This is a genomic window from Amycolatopsis sp. cg13 (assembly GCF_041346965.1).
In the GTDB taxonomy this organism is placed as follows: Bacteria; Actinomycetota; Actinomycetes; order Mycobacteriales; family Pseudonocardiaceae; genus Amycolatopsis.
This window is the reverse complement of the sequence record NZ_CP166848.1, coordinates 4,147,559-4,172,340: the sequence shown is the minus strand read 5'-3', so window position 1 is coordinate 4,172,340 and position 24,782 is coordinate 4,147,559. Positions and strand designations below refer to the sequence as shown.

Below are 24,782 nucleotides of genomic sequence, written 5' to 3'. Positions count from 1 at the left end.
TCGGCCGCGAGCGCTCGTAGCTTTCTTCTGTAGCCCGACGCGCCTGGGAGAGTGACCGATGTACCAGTCCGGACAGCCAAGCACGGATGCGGTGACGCTCCGGTCCGTCACCAAATTCTACGGAGGGAACCGGGCCCGCGTCGTCGCACTCGACGGGATTTCGGTTTCGTTCGCCCGCGGGACTTTCACCGCGGTGATGGGACCGTCCGGTTCGGGCAAGAGCACGCTGCTGCACTGCGCGGCGGGGCTCGACCAGCCGGATTCGGGCACCGTCGTGCTCGCCGACCAGGACCTCGGCCGGCTCGACGAGACGCAGCTGACCCGGATGCGCCGCGACCACATCGGATTCATCTTCCAGCAGTTCAATCTGCTGCCGTCGCTGGACGTGGTCGACAACGTGACGCTGCCGCTGCGGCTGGCGGGCAAACGGGCCGATCCCGCGCTGGTGAACCGGATCATCGAGCAGGTCGGGCTCGGCGGACGGCGCGGGCACCGGCCCGGTGAATTGTCCGGTGGCCAACAGCAGCGCGTGGCGATCGCCCGCGCGCTGGTCAGCCGTCCGCACGTGACCTTCGCCGACGAGCCGACCGGTGCGCTGGACACGACGTCGGCGAGCGAGATCCTGGACCTGCTGCGCACCGCGGTGCGCGCCGAGCGGCAGACCATCGTGATGGTGACGCACGATCCGGTCGCCGCCTCCTACGCCGACCGGGTGCTGTTCTTGGCCGACGGCCAGTTCGCCGGCGAGTTGCACGAACCGACCGTGGACGAGGTCGCGCGCGGGCTGACCGCGTTGAGCTCGCGTGCGTCGCGGCTCGGCCGCGACGGCCGGAACGCCGTCGGGACGGTGCGCTGATGCTGCGCCTTGCCCTGAGCACCCTCCGGTTCCGCAAGGCCGGGTTCACCGCGACGTTCATCGCGTTGCTCGTCGGCACCGCGATCGTGATGGCGTGCGGCGGGCTCATGCAGACCGGGATCTCGCCCCGCGTCCCGCCGCAGCGGCTCGCCGAGGCTCCGGTGGTCGTCGCGGGCGACCAGCACTACAACCTGCCGCCGACGAACCCGGGCACGGAAGACGAGGACCACGAGTCCGCGACGCTGCCGGAACGGGTGCGGCTGGACGCGTCTCTCGGGGCGAAGATCGCGGCCGTTCCCGGCGTCGCGAAGGTCGTCCCTGACGTATCGATCCCGGTGACGCTGCCCGCCGCTCCCGACGTGAAGCTGGTGCGCGGCACCGCGTTGGGGCACGACTGGGCGACCGCCGAGCTGGCCCCGTATTCGCTGACTGACGGCCGCGCTCCGCAGCACAGCGGCGAAGTCGTGCTCGACCAGGCGACGGCGGCGGCCACCGGCGTCGCGTCGGGTGGTTCGGTGCAGATTGCGGTGCGTGGCGGCGTCCGGCCCTTCCAGGTCGTCGGAATCGCCGTCGCGAGCGGGAAAATGGCGTCCGACGCGGTGTTCTTCTCCCACGAAGACGCGCTCGCGCTGACCCCCGCGACCGGGCAGGTCGACGCGTTCGGCGTGCTTCCCACCGCGGGCACGGATCTGGCCGCGCTGAGCACTCAGATCGCGAACGCGGTGCGGGACCAGCACGCGGTCGCGCTCACCGGTGTGGCGAGGGGGACCGCCGAGTTCGCGCAGGCGAGCGATGGCGGGGAAATCCTCGTGATCCTGGCTGCCGTGTTCGGCGGCCTTGCGGTGCAGGTCGCGTTGTTCGTGGTGGCCAGCACGCTGGGCCTGTCGGTGCAGCAGCGGCGGCGCGAGGTCGCGTTGCTGCGCGCGGTCGGCGCGACTCCGAAGCAGGTCAGCCGCATGATCACCGCGGAGTCGATGGTGATCGGCGTGCTCGCGACCGTGCTGGCGGCTTTCCCTGGCGAATTGCTGGGGAACTGGCTCTTCGACCGGCTGTCCGGGTTCGGCGTCTTCGAGCCGGTGCTGGCGTATCACCAGGACTGGATTCCGACCGCCGCGGGCATTCTTGTTGGCCTGCTGTCAGCGTGGGGTGCGGGGTTTGTCGCGGCGCGGTACGCCGGACGGACGCGTCCGGTCGAGGCGATGCAGGAACTCGTCTCGCCGAAGCGCTGGCTGACGTCGTTCCGGCTCTGGTGGGGCATCGGCAGCCTGATCGGCGGCGTGGCGCTGGCGTATCTGACGATCACGGTGATGGACGGTCCGCTCGCGGCCAGCACGGCTGGACCGGCGGTCACGCTCGTCGCGGCGGCGGTCGCGCTCTTCGCGCCGGGGATCACCCGGTTGATGGTCGCGGTGCTGCGGGTTCCGGTGCGGGCGGTGAGCGGGTTGTCCGGCTATCTCGCGATGGCCAACGCCCGGGTGCGCTGGCTGCCGATGTCCGGAGCCGTCGTTCCGGTCATGCTCGCCACGACGCTGGCCGTGTTCATGCTCTATTTCCAGACCACGCAGGTGGAATCGGCGAAGCAGAAGTACGCGTCGAACCTCTCGGCGGACGCGGTGGTCACCTCGTCGACCGGCGACGTCAGCACCGGGCTGCTCGACAAGGTCCGGTCGCTGCCCGGCGTCGGCACCGCTTCGGCGTACGTGACCAGCAAGGGCTACAACGAGAAGCCGTCGGACCCTGGCCAGGACGAGGACGGGCTCGCGCTGACCGGAGTCACCGGCGACGCGGTCGCGAAGACCCGGGCCGCGGAGGTCGCTTCCGGATCGCTGAACGACTTGCAGGGCAACACCATCGCCCTCCCGCTCGACCACGCGGACCGGCTGCACGCGAAGGTCGGCGACGAGATCGGGCTGCGGCTCGGCGACGGTGCGCAGATCCGGTTGCGGGTGGTGGCGACATTGCGGTCCGCACCGGCTTTCGCGGCGGCGCTCATGCCCGCGGGCACGCTGGCTCCGCACACGACCGACGGAATCGCGTCGCAGGTGCTCGTCACCGCGGCGGCGGGCACGAGCGTCTCGCAGCTGATGAGCACGCTCGACGGGCTGGCGCAGGCCTCGCCCGGCGTGCAGGTCGCGAACCGGGACACGCTCACCGCCAAGTTCGTGCAGGAACAGGAAGCGAACGCGTGGGTCAACTACCTCGTGGTCGGCATGATCCTGCTCTACGCGGCGATCTCGGTGGTGAACACGCTCGTGCTCTCGACCGCGCACCGGCGGCGCGAGTTCGGCCTGCAGCGGCTGGCCGGGTCGAGCCGCGGTCAGGTGCTGGGCGTGATGGCCGTGGAGGGGATGGTCGTCGCGGTGATCGGCGTGGTCCTCGGCACCGCCGTGTCGCTCGCGATGCTGGTTCCGTTCAGCCAGGCGGTGTCCGACAGCTGGCTGCCGTACGGTCCATTGTGGATTTATGCGGTGGTGGTCCTGCTCGCGGTCGTGGTAAGCATGGTCGCCACGCTCTTCCCGACCTGGCTCGCGGTGCGCGGCAAGACCTCGATCGCCATGCTCTCTCCTGAATAGGTGACCCCTGGGCGATCGCCTGCTGCTGACTGCCCCCAGCTGTCAGCGCGCGGTCAGCCCGGGGTCACCGCCCCGCCGTAGCGTCAGCGGCATGAGTCCGAACGAGGCGGGAAGCTCTTCCTGGGACGCGATCGTGATCGGGTCCGGGATCGGCGGCCTCGTCTGCGCCGGGTACCTCGCCGCCTTCGGCCGCCGGGTGCTGGTGCTGGAGCAGCACGACGTCGCGGGCGGCAACTGCCACATGTTCCGGCGGCGGCGCTCCTACGAGTTCGACATCGGCGTGCACTACCTCGGCGACTGCGGGCCCGGCGGGCTGCTCCCGTCGCTGCTGGCCGGGCTCGGCGTCGGCGACCGGGTGCGGTTCCGCCGGCTCGACCCGGACGGCTTCGACCGGATCGTGCTGCCTGGCCTGCGCTTCGACGTTCCGGAAAGCTGGTCCCGGTACGGGGATCGGCTGCTCGAAACCTTCCCGGCGGAGGCTGCGGGGCTTCGGGAGTACCTCGCGATCTGCGGGGAGATCGCCGCGGCGGCCCGGTATTCGGCGAGCTCCAGACCGGTGCTAGGCAACTCGGCCGCGGTGGTGCGGTGGAGCCGACGCGGCCTGAGCCGCCTGTTTGACCATTGTGGACTGTCGGTGGCCGCGCGTACGGTGCTGGCCGCGCAGTCCGGAAATTATGCGTCATCGCCAGCGAATACCGTTGTCGCGGCGCACATTCGTATGCTCGACGACTACCTGACCGGGGGCGCGTACTACCCCGAGGGCGGCGGCCAGATGCTAGCCGCCGCGCTGGTGGAGCAGCTCGAAACGCACGGCGGCCAGCTGCGCACCAAAGCGCGCGCCGCCCGGATCCTGATCGAGCACGGCCGTGTAGCCGGTGTCGAACTGGCCGACGGAGAAATACTGCGCGCACCGTTGGTGGTGTCCAATGCGGACTATCGGCGCACGGTGCTGGAGTTGTGCGGCGGCCGGGAAAACCTTCCCGAGGGCATCGTCCGGCGCACCGAAGACGCGGTCATGCGACTGCCGTTGGTGACCAGCTATGCCGTCGTGGACACGGAGTTGCCCGAAGCTTCCGAGGCTAACATCTGGTACTGGCCGAGCGGCGACGTCGAAAGTGCTTACTCCCGAACGGAAGCTGGCCAGTTCGACGAGCTGCCGTTCGTGTTCATCTCGTCCGCCTCGCACAAGGACCCCGGCAACCCCGCCGTCTGCCCGCCCGGCTACACGAACCTCCAGATCATGACCGCGTGCCCGCCCGGCTACGAGCAGTGGGGCGTAACCGACGGACCAGCCTCCGGCCTCCGCTACCGGCGCGTGGCCGAATACCGCGCGGCCAAAGAGAAACTCGCCGCCTGCCTGCTCGACCGCGCGGAAGAGGTGCTCGGCCCGTTCCGGGACCGCATCGTCTACCTCGAATCGGCCACCCCGCTCACGCAGGAGCGCTACACCCTCGCCACCGGCGGAGCCGCGTACGGGCTGCAGTCCTGGGGTCCGCACGGACGACGGCCGGACGTGCGCACCGCCGTCGAAGGACTGTTCGTCGCCGGACAGGACATCCACGGCGGGGGAGTCGTCGGTGCCGCGGTCGGCGGGGCGCAGTGCGCCGAAGCGATCCTCGACCGGCCGGTGCTGGCCGAAGCGTACGACGGCGCGGTCTTCGCCGACCGCGCCCTGCTGCCCGAACGCGGCCACGACTGGGATCCGCTGCGGATTTCCCGTGGCCAGGCCCGCCGCGACGCCCGCGGATTCGCTCCGATGGCGCGCTGAACCCCGTGTAAAAAGAAGGAGAGTCATGACTGAGACCGCGCAGACCCTGACCGAGGACCGGATCGTCGAGGGCATCACCGGCGCGCTGGGCACGGTGCTCGAACGGGACGTCGCCGACCTGTCCGCGGACACCCGGCTGTCCGACGCCGGCCTCGACTCGACCGGCGTGCTGGAACTGCTGATGCAGCTCGAGGACACGTTCGGCATCGAGTTCGACACCGAGAACCTGGAGATGCAGCACTTCGAATCGGTGCGTTCGCTCGCCGCGTTCGTCATCGCGGAAATCCGTGCCTGACCCGGCACCGTGGCAGGAGTACCGGCGCGTCGCCCGGGAACAGGGCGTCGCGCCCGCACTCAAGCTGCTGCGGACGACGCGGCGGCACGGCGCGATCGCGGCGGTCCCGGCGGGAGAACTGCCCGCCGGGACGGAGATCTTGCGGCAAGCCGATCTTCCCGGCGGCGCGGTCGTGTTCGCCCGGGGCCTGCCGGACGCGCCCGCGGGGCCGGAGCTGGTGTGGGTGCGGCTGGGGCTTTCGCAGTGGCTGCTCGACGAGTGCCTGCGGTACCTGGGCGAGCGGCGTTCCGGCGAAGAGTCGCTGCTGCGCAAGCAGATGATCCAGGACTGCCTCGCCACGGCGCTCAACGGGCAACTGGCCGTAGAAGCGGATCTGCTGGCAGACGAGAGCATGACCCCTGCACGCGTGCGGTATCTGCATCAGTGTCTGTCCGATGTGGATCGTAAACTGCTCGGCCTGCTGGGCGCGAAGGGTTTCCTGGCTGGCGGACCGGGGGAGGTCGCCGACGTGTCGGAGCTGCTCGCGAGCGTGCACGAAATGGGGACGACGTGACGGGCACGGTACTGACCGAACCCTTGCTGGCGCTACGGGATCTCGCCGCGGAATGGGCCAACGACCTCCGCGCCGCCGGAGCCGTGCTCGACCGCGATCCCGAGGCGACTGCCCAGCTTGCCGATCTGCCTGCGGTGCGCTGTATGGCGCAACTGTTGGTCCCGGCGGAGTACGGTGCGGAAGGCATCCGGGTCGCCGGGCACCGGTTCAACGGGATGACCGCGCTGGAGAGGACGGTGCTGCTGGAGGAGTTCGCGCGGGGCGACGCGGGCGCGACGCTCGCCGCACCGGGCGCGTCGATGTCCGGCGTCCTGATCGACGTACTTGGCGAGGATGAACAGAAAGCCTGGTTCTACGGCAGGCTCGTCGACCGTCCAACGTGGACATTCTTCGCGCTCACCGAACCCGACGTCGGCTCCGACGCAAACGCGCTGACCACCAGCCTGACGCCCGGACCAGACGGCGACTTCGTGCTCAACGGCCGGAAACGCTACGTCGGCAACGCTTCCCGCGCGGGCATGGGCGTGGTCTTCGCCCGCACCGTGCCCGGCCCGCTCGGCGTGCGCGCGGTCCTCGTGGACACCGCTTCCCCCGGCTTCCACGCCGAACCGCTGGGCATGCTCGGCTTGCGCGGCGCACGGTTCTGCGCCCTGGAGTTCGACGGAGTCCGCATCCCCGCGAACCGGGTGCTGGGCCGACACTTTTCCCCGACCCGGCGCGGGATGTGGGCCGCCACGCTCACGTTCAACCGGCTCCGGCCGGGCGTCGCGGCCATCGCGGTCGGCATCGCGCGGGCCGCGCACGAGTACGTCCGCGCCGAGGGCGGCCTGCTCGCCGGCGGGGCGGCGGCCGAATGGGACCAGCTGGGCTACCGGATCGAGAGCGTCCGGAACCTGGTGCACCTCGCGGCGATGGAGGTCGACGCGGGCGGCAGCCGCGGCGGGCACCTCGCCTCGTCCGCGAAAGCCGAGGCGAGCCGGCTCGCCGAGGACGCGACCAGGGCCGCCTGCCGGTTCTTCGGACCGAGCGCGCGCTGGACGCATCCGTTGCTGGACAAGCTGGTTCGCGACGCGCGAGGCGTCGAGTTCATGGAAGGCGCCGCGAACATCCAGAAACTCATCGTCTTCACCGGGTTGCTCGCCGGCAAAGTCGGCAAGGGCGAGTCGTTCCCGGCGCTGAACCGCGGAGGTTTGCCGTGCGGGTGATATCCGCCCCTCAGGAGTTCACCGTCCCGGATCTGTACGTCGACCTGCGCCGGTTCGTCGGCCGCGACCTGTTCGTCAAGTGCGAGGGGTTCAACTTCGCCGGGTCGATCAAGCTCAAGGCCGCGCTCGAGATCGTCGAGCGCGCCGAGCGGGACGGCCAGCTGCGCCCCGGCGCCGCGATCGTGGAGAGCTCGTCCGGGAACATCGGCGTCGCGCTCGCGATGGTCGCGGCCAGCCGGGGATACCGGTTCATCTGCGTCACCGACGACCACTGCACGCTGTCCGCTCGGCAGCTGATGCAGAACTACGGCGCCGAGGTCCACGTGCTCACCGAGCCGCATCCGACGGAAGGCCTGGTCGGCGCGCGGCAGCGAATGGTGGAGAGCCTCTGCGCGGAGCACGAGGACTACGTCTGGCTCGACCAGCACACCAACCCGGGCAACTGGACCGCGCACTACCGGACTACCGGCCCGGAGATCCTGCGCATGTTCCCCGGCCTCGACGTGCTGTTCGTCGGCACCGGCACGGCCGGCACGCTGATGGGCTGCGCCCGCTACCTGCGCGAGGCGCGCCGGTCGATCCGCGTGGTCGCGGTGGACAGCGTCGGCTCGGTGAGCTTCGGCGGCCCGCCCGGGCCGAGGCAGATTCCCGGGCTGGGCTCAGCGATCCGTCCGGCGCTGCTTGACGAGTCCTTAGTGGACGACGTGGTGCACGTCGAGGAAACCGAAACCGTCGAGATGTGCCGGACGCTGGTGCGGCACGGCTTTCTGTTCGGCGGCTCGACCGGCACCGTCGTCGCCGGCGCGTTGTCCTGGCTCGCCCGCGAGGACCGCGACCTGACCGCCGTGGCCATCTCCCCGGATCTGGGCGACCACTACCTGGACACGGTCTACCGGGACCACTGGGCCGCCGACGCGCTCGGCCGCGTGCCCGAGCAGACCACCGACCGACTTTCCGAGGTGCCGCGATGACTGCTGTCGAGACCAGCCTGCCCCTGTCCACGGCCCAGACCGACGTCTGGTTCGACGAGCAGCTGTCCGGAGGCGGCCTGGCCTACGCGATGGCCGACTACCTGGACATCTCCGGCGACCTCGACGTGACTGCGTTCGTCGAGGCATTCCGCCTGCTCACCGACGAGGCCGAATGCTTCCGCGCGCGCTTCTTCGAGGTCGACGGCGAACCGCGCCAGGTGGTCGAGCCGCTGACCGAATTGCCGGTGCGCTTCCTGGACCTGTCCGGCGAAGCGGATCCCGAGGCGGCCGCGCTCGCGTGGATGCACGAGGACCTGGCCCGGCCGTTCTCCGTCAGTGATTTCCCGCTGTTCCGCGCCGCTTTGCTCACGCTCGGCCCGCGGCGGCGGTTCTGGTATCTCACCACCCACCACCTGGTCGGCGACGGGTTCAGCGCCGCGATCTGCCACCGCCGAATGGGCGAGCTGTACACGGCGGTGCTGACCGGTGCGGAGCCCGAGGGCCGTCCGCTGCCGCCGTTCCGGGACCTGCTGGAATCCGAACTCGCGTACCACACCTCGACGCACCTCGGACGGGACCGCGAGTTCTGGAGCAGCCACTTCAGCACGGTGCCGGACCTGATCAGCTTGTCGGGCAAGGAACCCGCACCCGCTCGCGGCTTCCTTCGCCGCACGCTCGCCCTGCCCGCCGACGCGGCCGCTGCGGCCCGGAAGGCGGTGGCGCAGGCCGGGGTGACCCTGCCGACCTTCCTGCTCGCCGCGATGGCCGCCTACACGGAACGTCTTTCCGGCATTCAAGACCTGATGCTGACCGTCCCGGTCGCCGCCCGCGCGGGTGTCCGGACGCGGACGATTCCGGGGATGATGGCGAACTACCTGCCGCTGAAAATGCAGGTCACGCCCGCGATGACCCCGTCGCTGCTGCTGAAGCAGGCTTCGCGGGAACTCGCTCGCACGCTCAAGCACCAGCGGTACCACGTCAACCAGATCCGGCGCGACATCGGCGTGCGCAGCGACGAGCGGCGGCCGTTCGGCGGTCCGTTCGTCAACGTGCTGCCCGCGGATCCCGGGCTGCGGCTGGGCGACTGCGTGACTCGCGTGCGGAACCTGTCCACCGGGATCACCAACGACCTGTCGATCACCGTCCTCGACGAGCCCGGCGGCGGGATCGAACTGCACCTCAACGGGAATCCGGACCTCTACGACGAGTCCGGAGTGGACACTCATCTGCACCGGTTCGCCGGGTTCCTGGACCGCTTCGCGCGCGCCGATCCGGACGCGCCGCTCGCACACATCGACGTCGCCGATGCGCAGGAGCGCGAGGAACTGCTCGCGGCCGGGCTGGGCGCTAGCGGCCTGGTCGGTGCGGGCGTGGTGGAGCGGGTGCGCGCGCAGGCTCCGGATGCGGTGGCGGTGGCCGACGCTGCCGGGGCCGTGAGCTATGCGGACCTGGTCGGGCTGGCCTCGGCGTTGTCGCGGCGGTTGCCTGCGGGCCGCGTGGTTGGCGTGCTCGCTGGCCCGGGGAGTGGCTTCATCTCAGCGGTTCTCGGCGTCCTGGGCGCGGGCGGTGCTTACGTGCCGCTGGATCCGACGCTGCCGTTGGCGCGGTTGCGCGACTTAGTGGCGGACAGCGGTGCGGCGTGCGTGATTGCGGCACCGGAGTTTCGGGACGTCGCCGCGGAGCTGCCGGTGGACGTCGTGGAGCTGGACGGCACGGTCGACACCGAGCTGGCCCCGGTGGTCGGCGCGGACGATGACGTGGCGTACGTGATCTTCACGTCGGGGTCGACCGGCCGTCCGAAGGGCGCGATGGTCTCGCGGCTCGGGATGATGAACCACCTGCTGGCGAAGGTCGAGGACCTCGGGCTGGGTGCGTCCGATGTGGTGGTGCAGAACGCGCCGCTGACGTTCGACGTGTCGGTGTGGCAGATGCTCGCGCCGCTCGTGGTCGGCGGTCAGGTCCGCGTGGTGGACCGGCGGGTCGCGGCCGATCCGGAGACTCTCTTCGGCCTGGGGATGTCGGTGCTGGAAGTGGTGCCGTCGTTGCTGCGGGCCGCGCTGGACTTCTGGGACGCCGGTGGTCCGCCGGAGCTGGCCGGGTTGCGCTGGCTGGTGGTGACCGGCGAGGCGTTGCCGCCGGACCTGTGCGTGCGGTGGTTCGGGTACTTCCCAGAGATCCCGCTGGTGAACGCCTACGGGCCGACGGAGTGTTCGGACGACGTGACGCACGCGGTTCTGTCCAGTGTGGACGATGTGCGCGGGGTGCGGACGCCGATCGGTCTCCCGGTGCGGAACACCCGGCTGTACGTGCTGAGCGACGAGCTGCGACCGGTCCCGGCGGGTGCGGCTGGTGAACTGTACATCGGTGGTCTGGTCGTCGGACGCGGTTACGTGGGCGATCCGGCCAAGACGGGCTCGGTGTTCGTCGCGGATCCGTTCGGCGAGCCGGGCACGCGGATGTACCGGACCGGCGACCGCGTGGTGCGCCGTTCCGATGGGGCATTGGAGTTCATCGAGCGCCGCGACTTCCAGGTCAAGATCCGCGGCCACCGCATCGAACTCGGCGAAATCGAAGCCACCTTGCGTGAACTGCCCGAGATCGCGGACGCGGTCGTGGTCGTCCGCACCGACGACGCCGGGACCAAGCGGCTCGCCGGGTACCTGGTCGGGACGGAGCCGGTCGACATCCCTTCGGTGCGAAGCGAACTGCAGCAGCGGCTGCCGGACTACCTGGTGCCGCCCGCGATGGTCGTGCTGGACGCGATGCCGTTGACCGTGCACGGCAAAGTTGACCGGGAAGCGTTGCCAGAGCCCGATTTCGCCGCCGAGGCGGTCGGCCGAGCCCCGCGCAATGCCGTCGAGGCCATCCTGTGCGACGTCTTGGCCGAAGTGCTAACAGTGCCCAAGGTCTACATCGACGACAACTTCTTCGCACTCGGCGGCGACAGCGTCAGCTCGATCCAGGTGGTCAGCCGCGCGCGCAAAGCCGGGCTGATCATCACCCCACGCGACCTGCTGGAAGCCCGCACCCCTGCGGCGATCGCGGAGAACGCGGTTCCGGCGGGGGACGAGGTTGCGCTTGAATCCGTTGCCCTGGTCGAACTCGAACCGGAAGAACTGGACGAGCTGCGGGTCGGTCCGGTCGAGGAAGTGCTTCCGCTCGCGCCGTTGCAGCAGGGCATGCTCTTCCACGCCGAACTGGACGCCGAGGGGGTGGATTTCTATGCTGTGCAAGCAATCGCCGACCTCGAAGGACCGCTCGACACCGCCGCCGTCCGGGACGCCTGCGCCACGCTGCTGACCCGGCACACCGCCCTGCGCGGATACTTCCGGCGTCGCCGCAACGGGGAACCGGTGCAGCTGGTCGCCGAATCGGTCGAGCTGCCGTGGACCGAAATCGACCTGACCGTGCTGCCGGAGGACCGTCGCGTGGCGGAGCTGCAGCGGCTGGTCGAGGAAGACCGGTTGCGCCGCTTCGACCTCGCCCGCCCGCCGCTGGTGCGCTTCACCCTGATCCGGGTCGCCGCCGAGCGCTACCGGTTCCTGTGGAGCGCACACCACATCGCCACGGACGGCTGGTCGGTGCCCATCCTCATCGACGAGCTGGCGCAGCTCTACGCGCGCGGCGCAACGGCCGAACTGCCTGCGGTGCCGCAGATGCGCGACTACCTCGCCTGGCTGTCCCGCCAAGACCAGGAAGCTGGTCGGAAAGCCTGGCAGGACCTGCTCGACGGCTTGCCCGGTCCGACCCGCGTAGCGCCAGACCTGCCTGCCGCCGCGAACCTGCCCGCGACTGTCGAGTTAGTACTGTCCGAAAGCGACACTGCGCACCTGTACGCGTGGGCACGGGAACACGAGCTGACGGTCAGCACGATCGTGCAAGCGTGCTGGGCGATTCTGGTCGGCCGGTTGGCTGGCCAGCAGGACGTGGTCTTCGGTGCGGTGGCTTCCGGACGTCCGGCGGAACTGCCCGGCGTCGAAACGATGGTCGGCATGTTCGTGAACACGGTTCCGGTGCGGGCTCGCCTCGACCCCGCTCGCCCGGTCCGCGAACTGCTCGCCGAACTGGGCCAGCAACAAGCCGCAATGGTTTCCTACCAGCACATCGGGCAGGCGCAACTGAGCGGAGCCATCCCGGACAGCGGCGAACTCTTCGACACCGCAGTGGTGTTCGAGAACGTCCCCGCCGGCGACGGCGGCCCGCTGGTGAAACTCGGCGAGGACGTCCGCGTGGTCGACGCGGTGACGCTCGATTCGCGCCATTACCCGCTCAGCCTCGTCGTGGAACCGCGCGGCTCCCTCGTCTTCCGCTTCGACTACCTCCGCGAGGCCTTCGGCGACGACCGCGTCCACGCGCTGGCGCAGCAGTTCCAGGCGCTGCTCGACACAGTGCTCGGCGACTCGGACCGCCTGCTCGGCCGGATCGACGTGGTGGCCGAACCCTCGGAGGCCTTCCTGCTGGGCACGCCCGGTCCGGTCGGTGCGGGCGTGGTCGAGCGGGTGCGCACACAGGCCCCGGACGCTGTGGCGGTCGTTGATGACTCCGGATCCGTGAGTTATGCGGAACTGGTAGGACTGGCCTCGGCGCTGTCTAGGCGCTTGTCTCCGGGGCGAGTGGCGGGTGTGCTCGCCGGTCCCGGTATTGGCTTTATTTCAGCGGTTCTCGGTGTCCTGGGCGCAGGCGGCGCGTATGTGCCGCTGGATCCGACGGTGCCGCTCGCTCGCCTGCAAGGCCTGGTGGAGGACAGCGGCGCGGCGTGCGTGATCGCGGCGCCGGAGTTCCGCGAGCTGGCGGCCAGTCTGCCGGTGGACGTCATCGAGCTGGACGGCGTGGTCGACACCGAACTGGCTCCAGTCGTCGGTGCTGACGACGATGTCGCGTACCTGATCTTCACGTCCGGCTCCACCGGCCGTCCGAAGGGTGCGATGGTTACTCGCCGGGGAATGGTCAACCACCTGCTGGCCAAGGTGGAAGACCTGGCCCTGAAGCCGTCGGATGTGCTGGTGCAGAACGCCCCGCTGACGTTCGACGTGTCGGTGTGGCAGATGCTCGCGCCCCTGATGGTCGGCGCTCAAGTCCGCGCGGTGAGCCGGGAGACGGCGGCTGATCCGGACGCGCTGTTCGGCTTGGGCATGTCGGTGCTGGAAGTCGTGCCCTCGCTGCTGCGCGCGGCGTTGGATTTCTGGGACGCAGGCAGCCCGCCGAACCTGGACGGTCTGCGCTGGCTGGTCGTCACCGGCGAGGCCTTGCCGCCGGACCTGTGCGTGCGGTGGTTCGAGTACTTCCCGAACATCCCGATGGTGAACGCCTACGGCCCGACGGAATGCTCCGACGACGTGACCCACGCCGTTCTGTCCAGTGTGGACGATGCACAGGGCCTGCGGGTCCCGATCGGCCTCCCGGTACGGAACACCCGGCTGTACGTGCTGGGCGACGAGCTGCGGCCGGTTCCGCCGGGCGCAGCAGGGGAGTTGTACGTCGGCGGCTTGGTCGTCGGCCGCGGTTACGTCGGCGATCCGGTCAAGACGGGCTCGGTGTTCGTGGCCGACCCGTTCGGCGAGCCGGGCACCCGGATGTACCGGACCGGTGACCGCGTGGTGTGTCGGACTGATGGCGCGCTGGAGTTCGTGGAACGGCGGGACTTCCAGGTCAAGATCCGCGGTCACCGCATCGAACTCGGCGAGATCGAAGCCGGTCTCCTCGCCCAGGAATCCGTCACCGACGCGGTAGTCATTGTGCAGGGCTCCGACGCGACCAACCGGCACCTGGTCGGCTATGTCGCGGGCACCGCGCGCCCCGAGGACCTGCAGGCTCAGCTGGCCGAACTGCTGCCCGCGTACATGGTGCCCAGCGCGATCGTCGTACTCGACCGGCTCCCGCTGACCGCGCACGGCAAGGTCGACCGCAAAGCCCTGCCCGCACCGGAAAACCTGACCGGACAAGAGAAACGCGGCCCTCGCACCCCGGTCGAGGAGCAGTTGACCCGACTCTACGCCGAGGTGCTGGGCCTGGCCGAAGCCGGAATCGACGACGACTTCTTCGAACTAGGCGGCCATTCCCTCCTGGCCACCGCGCTGGTCAGCCGGATCCGATCGGAACTGAACGTCGAACTGCCGCTGCGGGACCTCTTCGAGGCCCGCACTGTCGCCGCACTGGCCGGACGGCTCGCGTCCGCGGGCCAAGCACGGGCGGCATTCCGCAAACTGGACCGGCCCGATCCGCTGCCGCTGTCGTATGCCCAGCAGCGAATGTGGTTCCTCAACCGGCTCGAAGGCGAACACGGCGGGTACACCATCCCCCTCGCCGTGCGCCTGTCCGGAGAGCTGGACCGCGCGGCGCTCGCCACGGCCGTCGACGATCTGACCGCACGCCACGAAATCCTCCGCACCGTCTTCCCGGACACCGACGGCGTGCCGTACCAGCGCGTCCTCGACGCGGGGGAGTCCCTGCGCACCGCGCCGATGCCCACTGACCTGATGACAGCTCTGGACGAAGAAGTCGCCCGCGGATTCGACTTGGCCACCGACCTTCCGTTGCGCAGCAAGCTCTTCGGCCCCGCCGGGAACGGCGATCACATCCTCCTGCTGGTGCTGCACCACATCGCCGGAGACGCCTGGTCCGTCGACGTGCTCGCTCGCGACCTCGCCACCGCCTACGAGGCCCGGCGGTCCGGAAAGACCCCAGAGTGGACAGAACTGCCCGCCCAGTACGCGGATTACTCGGTCTGGCAACACTCCCTCCTGGACGACACCAAGGACGGTGAATCCGCCCGCCTGCTGAAGCACTGGCGGGAATCGCTCGCCGGAATGCCGGGCGAACTGGCATTGCCGGTCGACCTGCCCCGCCGTGCCTCAGCGGGCTACCACGGCGGAACCATCGAGTTCGAGGTGCCGTCCGCCGTGCACCGGGGCCTCGCGCGACTCGCGCACGAGCAAGGGGCGAGTCTGTTCATGGTCGTCCAGGCCGCGCTGGCGACGCTGCTCACCCGCCTCGGTGCGGGAACCGACATCCCGCTCGGCAGCCTGGTCGCCGGACGTCCGGACGAAGCCGTGCACGACCTCGTCGGCTTCTTCGTCAACACGCTCGTCCTGCGCACCGACACCAGCGGCGACCCGCACTTCGCCGACCTGGTCGCGCGGGTCCGCGACGCCGACCTCGCCGCCTACGCCCACCAGGACCTGCCCTTCGAACGGCTGCTGGAGGCGACGCAACCGGCCCGGTCGATGTCGCGGCAGCCGTTGTTCGGGGTGCTGCTGTCCTTCTACGACGTGCCGCCCTCCGAAGTCAGTCTCGGCAGCCTGACCGCGCGGCCCGAACTGCTGGCCCCGACACACAAGAAGTTCAAGTTCGACCTGACCTTCCAGCTCGGCCAGCACAAGGGAGAACGCGGTCTGGAAGGCACGCTCGAGTACAACGCCGACGCGTTTACCGCGGAAGCCGCGCAGCTCCTCGTCGACCGGCTGACGCTCCTCCTGACGGCCGCCGCCGACGATCCCGCGCAGCCGCTGAGCCGGATCGACCTGCGCACTTCCGTCGAGCGGGCCACCTCAGCCGCGTCGGCCCCCGAGGTTCCCGACGGCTTGCTGGTTCCAGGGGACATCGGTCTGCGCGAGCAAACCAACCGACTGGCTCGGGCCTTGCGGGAGCAGGGCGCGGGTCCGGGGGAGACGGTGACCGTCGACCTGCCGCCGGGCCGCGACCGCTGGGCAGCGATCTTCGCCGTCCTCGCCGTCGGCGCAGCCTGGACGCCGAGCGGGCCGTCTCGCTGCACAATCCCCGCGGACTTGTCCGGATTCGCCGACACCGACCTTGAGGTGTCACTGTCCGGGGCGGAGTTGGCGTATCGCGGAGAAGCGGTCTTCAGCCGAGCCTCCCTGGCCGCGACAATCGCTGCCCTGCTGACCGAATTGCCGCTCACGGCCAGCGATCGCGTCCTGGCACCGGACACTGAGTTCGCGTTCCCGGTCGTGCTGGCCGCGTTGCACGTCGGCGCGGTGGTGACCGTCGCGCCTGCCGCCGAGATCGCGGAACTCGCCTCGTCGGTGGACCCGAGCGTCGTGGTCGTGACCCCGAGCATCGCGAAGATGCTCGCGCTGCGACCGGGCACCCGGGTGCTGAACTTCGGCGAAGCATTTCTCGACGGCGCACTCAACTGCGAGGGCACCGCGGCGTCCGGTTGGCTTTCGCTGGTCAACGGACGCTCGTTCGCGCACAGCCGCGCCGACGTCTTCGACCCGAGTCGGCAAGCAGTGCCCCGCGGTGGCCGAGGGGAGCTGTACGTGGCTGGCGCACCCACCGGCCTCCCCGCCCGTCTCCGCTTGGACGGAACGGTCGAAGTGATCCGCGAGGCCCAGGTCCGCGGCTTCGCGATCCCGCTCGGGCAAATCGAAGCGGCCCTGCATCGCCAGCCCTCGGTCGCCGCAGCCGTCGTCATCGCCGAGGACGACTTGATCGCCTACGTCGTCCCGCAATGGGAACGCGGCGTCGACCCGCTCGCCCTGCGGGAAGCACTGGCAGCCGAACTCCCCGATTACCTGATCCCGACCTCGTTCACCGAACTGGACGCCATCCCCGTCGCCCCGGACGGATCCCTGGACCGCGCCGCGTTGCCCGCTCCCACCGCGCAAACCCACCAGGACACGAGCGAAACCGTCGAACTGCTGCGAGCTGCTTTCGCGGACACCCTCGGCATTGCTGACGTCGACGTCCAGACCGGGTTCTTCGAACTGGGCGGCAACAGCCTGCAGTCCGTCCGCCTGGTCGCGCTAGCCCGCCGAGCCGGACTGCGGCTGACCGTGGCCGATGTCCTGACCCACGGCAGCATCGAACGCCTGGCCGCGCTAGCCGAACGAGCCGAACCCGACCTGGCAGACCTGCCGGACCCGTTCGCACCGGTGCTGCCGATCCGCCCGACCGGGTCGAACCCGCCGCTGTTCTGCCTGCACGCCGGACTCGGCCTGAGCCTGCCTTACCTCGGTCTGGCGGCACACCTGCCGGACCGTCCGATCTACGGCCTCCAATCACCGGGAATCAGTGGCACGGAACAGTTCCCGGACTCGGTCGAACAGGTCGCTGAGGACTACCTGAAGCACATCCGCCGCATCCAGCCGCACGGCCCGTACCACCTGCTCGGCTGGTCCTACGGCGGTCTGCTGGCCTTCGAACTGGCCGTCCGCCTTGAGTCCGAAGGCGAAACGGTCGGCTCACTGTCCATCTTGGACAGCTACCCGCAGGACGATTCCGAAACCGCACCGACCCGGCACGAGCTGCTCGTCGACTTCCTCGAGCACGTGGGCTTCCACGACACCGACGCCGGTACCGAGCTGACCCCAGCCGACGTCATCGCGGTATTGCGGGAGGGCGACAGCAGACTGGCCGACATCGGCGAAGAACGCATGACCCGCGTCCTCGCCGTGATGGACAACAATGCCGCGCTAGCCCACCGGTATCGCCCGGCGAGGTTCACCGGCGCGGTCGAGCTGTTCGTCGCCGCCGAGGGATTGACCGACGCCGAGGTGGCCGAACGAGCGGGCCGCTGGGTGCCGCACGTCGCGGGACCGGTGCGGACACACCGGATCGACTGCGGCCACGAATACCTGATGGACCCGCGACCGCAGGCCGAGGTCGGCGCCGTGGTGGCGGAAACGCTGAGCACCGGAAGCGAGGAGTCGCAGTGACCACGATGACTACCCCGGCGAACCCGCCGCGGGCAGCGGCGTTCGTCGAAACGTTCGCACTGGCCGGCCGTCGGCTGATCCACCTGCGCCAAGTGCCCGGCCGGCTCCTCGCCATCACCCTGAACTCCCTGATCACCATGCTGGCCATCGGCTACGTCTTCAAGGGCGCGGTGAGCGTCGAAGGCGGCGGCAGCTACCCGGAATTCCTCTTCCCGGCCGCGCTCATGCAAGTCGGCCTCGCCGGAGTCGCACCGACCGCGATCGCGGTGGCGATGGACCTCAAAGGCGGCCTGACCGACCGATTCCGCTCCCTGCCGATCTCCCGCCCCGCCGTGCTGTTCGGCCACACCATCGGCGACGCGCTGGTCGGCTTCATCGCGCTGGCGATCGTCGCCGGGATCGGGCTGGCGGTCGGCGGCCGCGTGCACGCCGGATTCCCCGCGCTGCTAGCCGGATTGGCCGTGCTCGCCCTGTTCCTCTACGTGATGATCTGGGTCGGCGTGCTGCTCGGGCTTTCGATGGGCAATCCCGAATCGATCGACGGCGTCGGCGCGGTGCTGACGCTCGGGCTTTCCTTCCTGTCCAACGCTTTCATGGCGGTCAGCCAGCTTCCGTCGTGGGTGCGGCCGATCGCCGAATGGAACCCGGTCAGCTCCGTCACCACGCTGTGCCGCCAGCTGTGGGGCGTGCCGGTGCCCGCGGACGATGCGTTCCCCGCGCAGCATCCCGGCATCGTCGTCGCGGTGACGCTGGTCGTGCTTTTCGCCGCGGCGACCCTGCTGAGCTTCCGCCGTTACCGCCTCGCCTAACCGATCCGGAGTATGCGATGACAAACCCGTTTGACGACCAGAACGGCGCGTTCCTGGTCCTGGTCAACGACGCACAGCAGTACAGCCTCTGGCCCTCCTTCGCGGAAATCCCGCCGGGCTGGCGGGTTTCGCTCGGCGAGAGCAGCCGCGAAGAAGCCCTCGCGCACATTTCGGGCCGCTGGACCGATCTGTCGCCCGAGAACGTCCGGGAAGCAGGCTGACATGGCACACGGAGAACTCGCGATCGAAGCCGAAGGGCTCCGCAAACGCTACGGCGACCACGAAGCGCTCGCCGGCGTCGACCTCGCCGTCCCGCCCGGCACGGTCCTGGGTTTGCTCGGCCCCAACGGCGCGGGCAAAACCACCACCGTCCGGATGCTCGCGACCCTGCTGCCGCCGGACGGCGGCCGCGCGCTGGTCGCCGGGCACGACATCGTGCGGGAACGCAAGCAGGTCCAGCGGCACATCGCGCTCGCCGGCCAGTACGCGGCCGTCGACGAACTGTTGACCGGTCGGCAAAACCTGGTGCTGCTGGGCCGTCTCCTGCACCTCGGCCGTCGAGGCGCGCGCGCCCGCGCGGGAGAACTGCTGGAGCGGTTCAACCTGGTCGAGGCGGCGGACCGCGCGGTCGGCACGTACTCGGGCGGGATGCGTCGCCGCCTGGACCTCGCGACCTGCCTGGTGGCGCGGCCCTCGGTGCTGTTTCTCGACGAGCCGACCACCGGGCTCGACCCGGCGAGCCGGATGGGCCTGTGGACGATGGTCCGCGAACTGGTCAGCGAAGGCGTCACGGTCCTGCTCACCACGCAGTACCTCGAGGAGGCCGACTACCTCGCCGACCGGATCGTGGTCATCGACAAGGGCCGGAGCGTCGCGGAGGGAACCGCGGACGAGCTCAAGCGCAAGGTCGGCCGGGAACGGCTGGAAGTCGCCGTCGCGCATCCCGAAGGTCTCGCGGACGCAGTGGCGGCGCTGACGCCGGTCGCGGTGGGCGTCCCGGTCGTCGACGAACGCCGGTGCAGCATCTCCCTCGAACTGCTCGACGAGAGCGGCGGGATCGCGGCGGCGGCGAACGCGTTGCACGAACGCGGCGTCGCGCTGGCGGACTTCGCGCTGCGCCGGCCGACCCTCGACGAAGCCTTCCTCGACCTCACCGGACACCCGACCACCGGGTGATTTCCCGGCTTACTTTCGCGCAGCCCCCGGCCCGGTCCGCCGCCACCAGCGGACCGGGCCTGCTAGCGAGAGCAGCAAGGGCAGCAGCACCAACCGGATCACCAGCACGTCCATCGCCAACGCCGCCGCGGCCGCCCACCCGAACTCGCTCAGCGCGCCAGTGCCAGCGATCCCGAGGGCGCTGAAGACCCCGATCGACACCACGCTCGCGCTGGAGATCGCCACGGTGCCGCGACGCAGTCCTTCGGCGAGCACGTGCTGTGGCGACATCCCAGTCAGGGCTTCGACACGGAAGTGGTGCAGCAGGCAGACGTGCATGTCGGTAGTGGGCGCGGCGAGCACTGCCACCAACGCCACCGGCAGCCACGTCGGGGTCGGCGGATCCATGCAGGTGAGCATGGTCAGCGCGAAGAGCGCGGACAGCACCGAAAGCACCGCGGTCGTCAGCGTGACCACCACCGGTCGGAAGGCCGTGATCACCGCCAGCGAGGTCAGTCCGATCAACAGCGCCAGCGGCAACGGCGGCAGCGTCGGCGACTCGAGGTAGCGGTAGACGACGAAACCGAGCGCGGCGGCGGCGCACACCAGCGTCCCGATGAGCCCCACTGCGCTGCGGTAGCGCCAAGTTGCTGGCAGGCGGGCAACGAACCGGGGCAGCCAGTGCCACTGGAACGAGCGCCGCACGGGAAGCGCGCTTCGCGTCAGCAGCACCGGGAGCAGAGTCAGCGCCGCAGCGGCTTCTACGAGAATCACCAGGACCACGGCCGCCGCCAGCCGCATGACCTGTGGCTCGCCGGTCAGGTACAGCCCGGTCATCGCGGTCAGCATCGCGAGCCCGGTGACGAGCGCGGTCCGTCCGGCGGTCGAGGCGACGATCTGTGCGGTGTCTGAGACGTTGTGCTTGCCCGGCGGCATCTCCTGCTGCCTGCGGACCGCGAACAGCAGATGGTTGGCCCCGCTCGTGATGCCCGGCAGGAGAACGAGGTTCCAGCTGCCGAACGAGCCCGCTCCTTCGGCAGCCGCCAGCAGCACCCCGAGCGCGCTGGCGCCGACTGTCGCGAGATAGCCGAACGCGATCGCGGCCAGCCGCACCGAACCCAGCACCAGCACCAGCAGCAGCGCGGTGAGCAGGCAGCCGACCGCGAGGACGGAACCGGCCGACGGTGCTCCCGGCTGGGCGGAGCCGCCGGTCGCGGCGGCGAGACCCTCGCTCGCCGCCGTGACCAGGAACAGCAGCCACGCGCACAGGACCGGGCCGGGGTGTCCGGCACACCAGCGCGCGAGACGGAGCAGAGGTAGCGTTCGCAATTGCCGCACTCCTTGGGCCGCTTCAGGCCTCCCGCCGCGCAGGCGGCAAGCCGGACGGTCTAAGGATGGCTCCTCGTGATCGTGCGCACACTGGGCGTGGCACCTCGATTTCGAGTGGTACTAGCTCCCGAGCGCGGCGGGCGGGGCGAGCGCCGCGTCTCCGTAGAGGTCGGCCACCCACTGGTCGTGGTAGACCGTGTCGAGGTAGCGGTCGCCGAGATCGGGGGCGACCGCCACTGCGGTGAAGTTCTCGCCGCGCGCGTGCCGGTCGAGCCAGTTCAGCGCCCCGGCGACGACGGTGCCGGTCGAGCCGCCGAACAGGAAACCCGCCCGGACGAGATGGCGGCACATGCGCACGGTGGCGAGTTCCGGCACGTGCACCACATCGTCCACATAGGACTCGTCGAGCAGCGCTGGCCGGACCCCGGTGCCGAGACCGGGGATCATCCGCGGGGCGGCCGGGGTCCCGAAAGTCACCGAACCCACGGTGTCGATGGCCACCACGCGCATTTCGGGGCAGTGCTCGCGCAGGTAGCGTGCGCACCCCATCAGCGTGCCGGTCGTGCCCGCCCCGATGAACGCCACGTCGGCATCGGGGAACGAGTTCGCGATCTGCGGACCGGTGGTGCGGTAGTGCGCCTGCCAGTTGCCCGCGTTCGCGTACTGGTTGAGCCACACCCGGTCGTCGCCCTCGGCGCACAGCCGCCGCACGTGGGCGATCCGTGCGCCGAGCAGCCCGTCTTTCGGATGCGGTTCGGTGATCACGTGCACCTCGGCGCCGAGCGTCTGCATCAACTGCCGGGCGCCGAGGGTGCAGCGGGAATCGGTGACGCAGATGAACCGGTAACCCCGGCTGGTGGCGACGAGGCTCAGCGCCACCCCGAGGTTGCCCGACGAACTCTCCACGAGGGTCGCGCCGGGCGCCAGCGTGCCGTCCAGTTCGGCGGCGTCGATCATCTCGGTCGCGGCCTTGATCTTGATCGAACCGGCGAAGTTGAAGCCCTCGCATTTGAGGTAGAGCGATCGCCCGGTACACCCGTTCAGGTCGACGAACAGGTCGCCGACGTTGAACTCGTGCGGGCTGGTGATGATCGGCATCGGCTCAGCGCTTGCCGTAGCGGTCGAGTTCGAAGAAGAAGTCGCCGACCTCGTGCAGTTCGCCGCGGCGGCGCAGTTCGTCCAGGACGTGCTTGCCGACCGCGAGGTCGAGCACGCCGAGGCCGAACGGCGAGAACACCAGCGGCTGATCAGCGTCTAGGGCGAGTGCCCCGGACATGACGTCGAAGAGGGTGCCGTCGAGGAAGTCGCGTCCGCCGGTGGCCTGTTCGGCCAGGTGCACTGACGTGTTGGCCTTCAGGCAATGCTCGACGTCGTCGACCACGTTCGCCGACGCGAGGATCATCTCGGTGGACAGGTCGCGCAGGGACACGTTCAGCACCAGCGGGTTGTGGCTGAACCAAGCCGGGTCGTGCACGTGCGGTTCACCGGCGACGGTGGCGAACACGATCAGGTCGCTGCCGCGGATCAGTTCCTCCGCGCTCTCGCGCACCGAGATCCCGCTCGCGCCGGTGGTCTCCAGGTAGCCCCGGAACCCCGCGGCGTGCTCGGCGGAGAGGTCGAACACCGCGGTCTCGTCGAAGTCCCAGCCGGTGCCGATCAGGAACCGGTGCACGTACCGCGCGATGAGCCCGGTGCCGACGAACCCGAGCCGCCTCGGTCGTTCGCCGCGCCGGCTGAGCCAGTCGGCCGCCAGCGCCGCCGACGCCGCCGTCCGGCTGGCGCTGATGATCGAGCTTTCCATGCAAGCCAGCGGGTAGCCGGTCGCCTGGTCGTTGAGAATCAGCACGGCCGACGCGCGCGGCAGCCCGGTGCGGACGTTCTCCGGGAAGCTCGAGATCCACTTGACCCCGTCCACCGCGACCTCCCCGCCGACCGAGGCGGGCAGCGCGATGATCCGCGCTGACGGCCGGTCCGGGAACCGGAGGAAGTAGGAGGGCGGGTTGACGGTCGCCTGCTGCCCGTGCAGCCGGTAGGTCGCTTCGATCAGTTCGACGAGTTGTTTCTCGGCACCGTCGAGCACCTGGTGCACCTGGGCTCCGGACACGACGGCGAACTCCGGAACGCTAGCGGTTTCGGTCACAGAACTTCCTTAGTCTTCGGCTGGGCGGAAACGGATGCTCAGTCCTGCTGCAGGACGGCCAGCGCGCGTTCGACCCGCGCGTCGATCCGGTCGACCTCGGCGACCGACTCCCCGATGAGCACGCCGTAGAGGCGGCCGGCGAACGGGGCACCGTCCGCGGTCTGCGCACCGGCGTTGACGGTGGCGAAGTTGTTCACCAGCAGGCCGCTGCCCGCGCCGTCGAACAGCAGGTCGCCGAGCACGTCGCGGACTCGGTCGAAGCCGACGCTGGCGCCGAGCCGCAGCGAGTAGTGCCGGGCCATCGCGGTCTCGCCCGCGGTGACGAAGCGTTCCTGGATCGGCACCTGATAGGTGGACATGTTGTTGCGGGCATTGATTTCCAGCACCGGAAAGACGCCGCCGTCCGGCTCGACGATCGCGTCCACTCCCACGACGCCGTAGTAGCCGTCGGCGGCGAGCTGCCCGCCGAGCGCCTGAGCCGCGGACTGGATGATCTCGATCTGCGCTTCGTCCAGCCGAGGCGGGATCCGGTGTCCTTTGTGGACGCCGTTGTCGGTGATCAGTTCCTTGACGAAGTCGAAGTGCACCGAACCGTCGCGGCCCACGGTGAACTGGTAGTTGAGGTCGGCGCGCTTGTCGACCCACTCCTCGACGACGAACGCGATCCGGTCCCGGCCCTTGCGCCGCGCGGTCGCGGAGATCATCCGGCGCAACCGGTCGAGCCTGCGTTCGTCGGAGACCACCGAGATCCCCTTGCCGGACACCCCGAACGCCTCCTTGACGACGACCCGCCGTCCGGTGGCGAGCACCGAGGCCGCCTCGGTGACGGCCTCGTCGAGTAGGTCGAGCGTGTCACACGCCCAACCATTCGGCTGCCGCAATCCGAGTTGCGTCGCGATGCGCCGGCTGTAGATTTTGCTGTTCACCGCCTTGCACCGAGCCGCGTCAGGCGCGGCCAACGGCAACCCAGTCGCGGTGGACAGCTCTTCCTCCACCGCCGAGACGCCGTGCGCGAGCAGATGCGCTTCGTCGGTACGCAGCGCGGAAAGCGCGGCGATCAACCACGGATCGTGCAGCGCGTCCTGGCTGACCGTGCGCGCCGGGTCGGGATCCGTGATCACGTGGATCTGCGGCAGGTCCAGCCCGAGGCCCTCCAGATAACTGCGGTAACCGGGATCGGGGGCGTGCTTGAGCACCACGTGGTCCCGCTTCCCGCCCAGCAGCAACGCGAACTCGTCCATGCTGTTCACGACCGCCGTGCCGCCCGGAGCGGACACCCTGGGCAGCCCCTGTTCGTTGCTAGCCCACTGTTCTTCGACCTCGAAGTTGCCGACGAACACCAACGGGCGGTCGGCCGTGCCCAGAACCGCGGTCTTGAGCCGCGGGATGAAACCGTTGTCGGCGCTCATGACGTCCTTTCGCCAGCGCACGGATAGGACGCGGCACGCGCT

Annotated in this window: 15 protein-coding genes; 11 read left to right on the top strand and 4 right to left on the bottom strand. The window is 69.8% G+C overall.

Annotated features, from left to right (window positions below):
• Nucleotides 1–58 precede the first annotated feature (58 nt).
• The 11 genes from AB5I40_RS18940 (at nucleotide 59) to AB5I40_RS18890 (ending at nucleotide 19,883) form a co-directional block, all read left to right on the top strand.
• The gene (locus AB5I40_RS18940) at nucleotides 59–856 is read left to right on the top strand and encodes an ABC transporter ATP-binding protein (protein ID WP_370939853.1); all 798 of its coding nucleotides are present in this window, start codon (nucleotides 59–61) and stop codon (nucleotides 854–856) included.
• A complete protein-coding gene (locus AB5I40_RS18935) occupies nucleotides 856–3,429 on the top strand; it encodes an ABC transporter permease (RefSeq protein ID WP_370939852.1) in 2,574 nt (857 codons plus the stop codon). The genes AB5I40_RS18940 and AB5I40_RS18935 overlap by 1 nt, the downstream gene beginning before the upstream one ends.
• Nucleotides 3,430–3,520: 91 nt before the next feature.
• Nucleotides 3,521–5,197: a phytoene desaturase family protein gene (locus AB5I40_RS18930; protein WP_370939850.1), complete on the top strand. Its 1,677-nt coding sequence runs from the start codon at nucleotides 3,521–3,523 to the stop codon at nucleotides 5,195–5,197.
• A 25-nt stretch (nucleotides 5,198–5,222) separates the two neighbouring features.
• On the top strand, nucleotides 5,223–5,492 hold the full coding sequence (locus AB5I40_RS18925; protein WP_370939849.1) for an acyl carrier protein: 270 nt from the start codon (nucleotides 5,223–5,225) through the stop codon (nucleotides 5,490–5,492).
• Complete coding sequence (locus AB5I40_RS18920) at nucleotides 5,485–6,045, top strand: DUF2786 domain-containing protein (protein ID WP_370939848.1); 561 nt, start codon at nucleotides 5,485–5,487, stop codon at nucleotides 6,043–6,045. The genes AB5I40_RS18925 and AB5I40_RS18920 overlap by 8 nt, the downstream gene beginning before the upstream one ends.
• Nucleotides 6,042–7,250, top strand: coding sequence for an acyl-CoA dehydrogenase family protein (locus AB5I40_RS18915; RefSeq protein ID WP_370939847.1), 1,209 nt, complete (start codon nucleotides 6,042–6,044; stop codon nucleotides 7,248–7,250). The genes AB5I40_RS18920 and AB5I40_RS18915 overlap by 4 nt, the downstream gene beginning before the upstream one ends.
• Nucleotides 7,241–8,221: a 2,3-diaminopropionate biosynthesis protein SbnA gene (gene sbnA, locus AB5I40_RS18910; RefSeq protein WP_370939846.1), complete on the top strand. Its 981-nt coding sequence runs from the start codon at nucleotides 7,241–7,243 to the stop codon at nucleotides 8,219–8,221. The genes AB5I40_RS18915 and sbnA (AB5I40_RS18910) overlap by 10 nt, the downstream gene beginning before the upstream one ends.
• On the top strand, nucleotides 8,218–17,898 hold the full coding sequence (locus tag AB5I40_RS18905; protein ID WP_370939844.1) for an amino acid adenylation domain-containing protein: 9,681 nt from the start codon (nucleotides 8,218–8,220) through the stop codon (nucleotides 17,896–17,898). Before sbnA (AB5I40_RS18910) ends, AB5I40_RS18905 begins: the two co-directional genes overlap by 4 nt.
• Before the next feature lie 5 nt (nucleotides 17,899–17,903).
• Nucleotides 17,904–18,707 (top strand): ABC transporter permease, encoded by an 804-nt coding sequence (locus tag AB5I40_RS18900; protein ID WP_370940552.1) that lies wholly within the window; start codon nucleotides 17,904–17,906, stop codon nucleotides 18,705–18,707.
• A gap of 17 nt (nucleotides 18,708–18,724) precedes the next feature.
• Nucleotides 18,725–18,928, top strand: coding sequence for an MbtH family protein (locus tag AB5I40_RS18895; RefSeq protein WP_370939842.1), 204 nt, complete (start codon nucleotides 18,725–18,727; stop codon nucleotides 18,926–18,928).
• Between the two features lies 1 nt (nucleotide 18,929).
• The gene (locus AB5I40_RS18890) at nucleotides 18,930–19,883 is read left to right on the top strand and encodes an ATP-binding cassette domain-containing protein (protein ID WP_370939840.1); all 954 of its coding nucleotides are present in this window, start codon (nucleotides 18,930–18,932) and stop codon (nucleotides 19,881–19,883) included.
• Between the two features lie 9 nt (nucleotides 19,884–19,892).
• Here the strand turns inward: AB5I40_RS18890 and AB5I40_RS18885 are convergent, their stop codons facing one another.
• The 4 genes from AB5I40_RS18885 to AB5I40_RS18870 all read right to left on the bottom strand — a co-directional run bounded on the left by AB5I40_RS18885 (nucleotide 19,893) and on the right by AB5I40_RS18870 (nucleotide 24,740).
• On the bottom strand, nucleotides 19,893–21,191 hold the full coding sequence (locus AB5I40_RS18885) for an MMPL family transporter (protein WP_370939839.1): 1,299 nt from the start codon (nucleotides 21,189–21,191) through the stop codon (nucleotides 19,893–19,895).
• Between the two features lie 120 nt (nucleotides 21,192–21,311).
• Nucleotides 21,312–22,289 (bottom strand): 2,3-diaminopropionate biosynthesis protein SbnA, encoded by a 978-nt coding sequence (gene sbnA / locus AB5I40_RS18880; protein WP_370939838.1) that lies wholly within the window; start codon nucleotides 22,287–22,289, stop codon nucleotides 21,312–21,314.
• 4 nt (nucleotides 22,290–22,293) lie between these two features.
• Entirely contained in the window at nucleotides 22,294–23,331 is a 1,038-nt protein-coding gene (gene sbnB / locus AB5I40_RS18875; protein WP_370939837.1) for a 2,3-diaminopropionate biosynthesis protein SbnB, read from the bottom strand.
• A gap of 38 nt (nucleotides 23,332–23,369) precedes the next feature.
• Nucleotides 23,370–24,740, bottom strand: a complete 1,371-nt coding sequence (locus AB5I40_RS18870; protein ID WP_370939836.1) for an ATP-grasp domain-containing protein — start codon at nucleotides 24,738–24,740, stop codon at nucleotides 23,370–23,372.
• Between the last annotated feature and the right edge of the window lie 42 nt (nucleotides 24,741–24,782).

Bases quoted from the DNA above. Each gene is read 5' to 3' on its own strand.
- AB5I40_RS18940 (WP_370939853.1), top strand. From the start codon at position 59: ATGTACCAGTCCGGACAGCCAAGCACGGATGCGGTGACGCTCCGGTCC.
- AB5I40_RS18935 (WP_370939852.1), top strand. From the start codon at position 856: ATGCTGCGCCTTGCCCTGAGCACCCTCCGGTTCCGCAAGGCCGGGTTC.
- AB5I40_RS18930 (WP_370939850.1), top strand. From the start codon at position 3,521: ATGAGTCCGAACGAGGCGGGAAGCTCTTCCTGGGACGCGATCGTGATC.
- AB5I40_RS18925 (WP_370939849.1), top strand. From the start codon at position 5,223: ATGACTGAGACCGCGCAGACCCTGACCGAGGACCGGATCGTCGAGGGC.
- AB5I40_RS18905 (WP_370939844.1), top strand. From the start codon at position 8,218: ATGACTGCTGTCGAGACCAGCCTGCCCCTGTCCACGGCCCAGACCGAC.
- AB5I40_RS18900 (WP_370940552.1), top strand. From the start codon at position 17,904: ATGACTACCCCGGCGAACCCGCCGCGGGCAGCGGCGTTCGTCGAAACG.
- AB5I40_RS18895 (WP_370939842.1), top strand. From the start codon at position 18,725: ATGACAAACCCGTTTGACGACCAGAACGGCGCGTTCCTGGTCCTGGTC.
- AB5I40_RS18890 (WP_370939840.1), top strand. From the start codon at position 18,930: ATGGCACACGGAGAACTCGCGATCGAAGCCGAAGGGCTCCGCAAACGC.
- sbnA (WP_370939838.1), bottom strand. From the start codon at position 22,289: ATGCCGATCATCACCAGCCCGCACGAGTTCAACGTCGGCGACCTGTTC.
- AB5I40_RS18870 (WP_370939836.1), bottom strand. From the start codon at position 24,740: ATGAGCGCCGACAACGGTTTCATCCCGCGGCTCAAGACCGCGGTTCTG.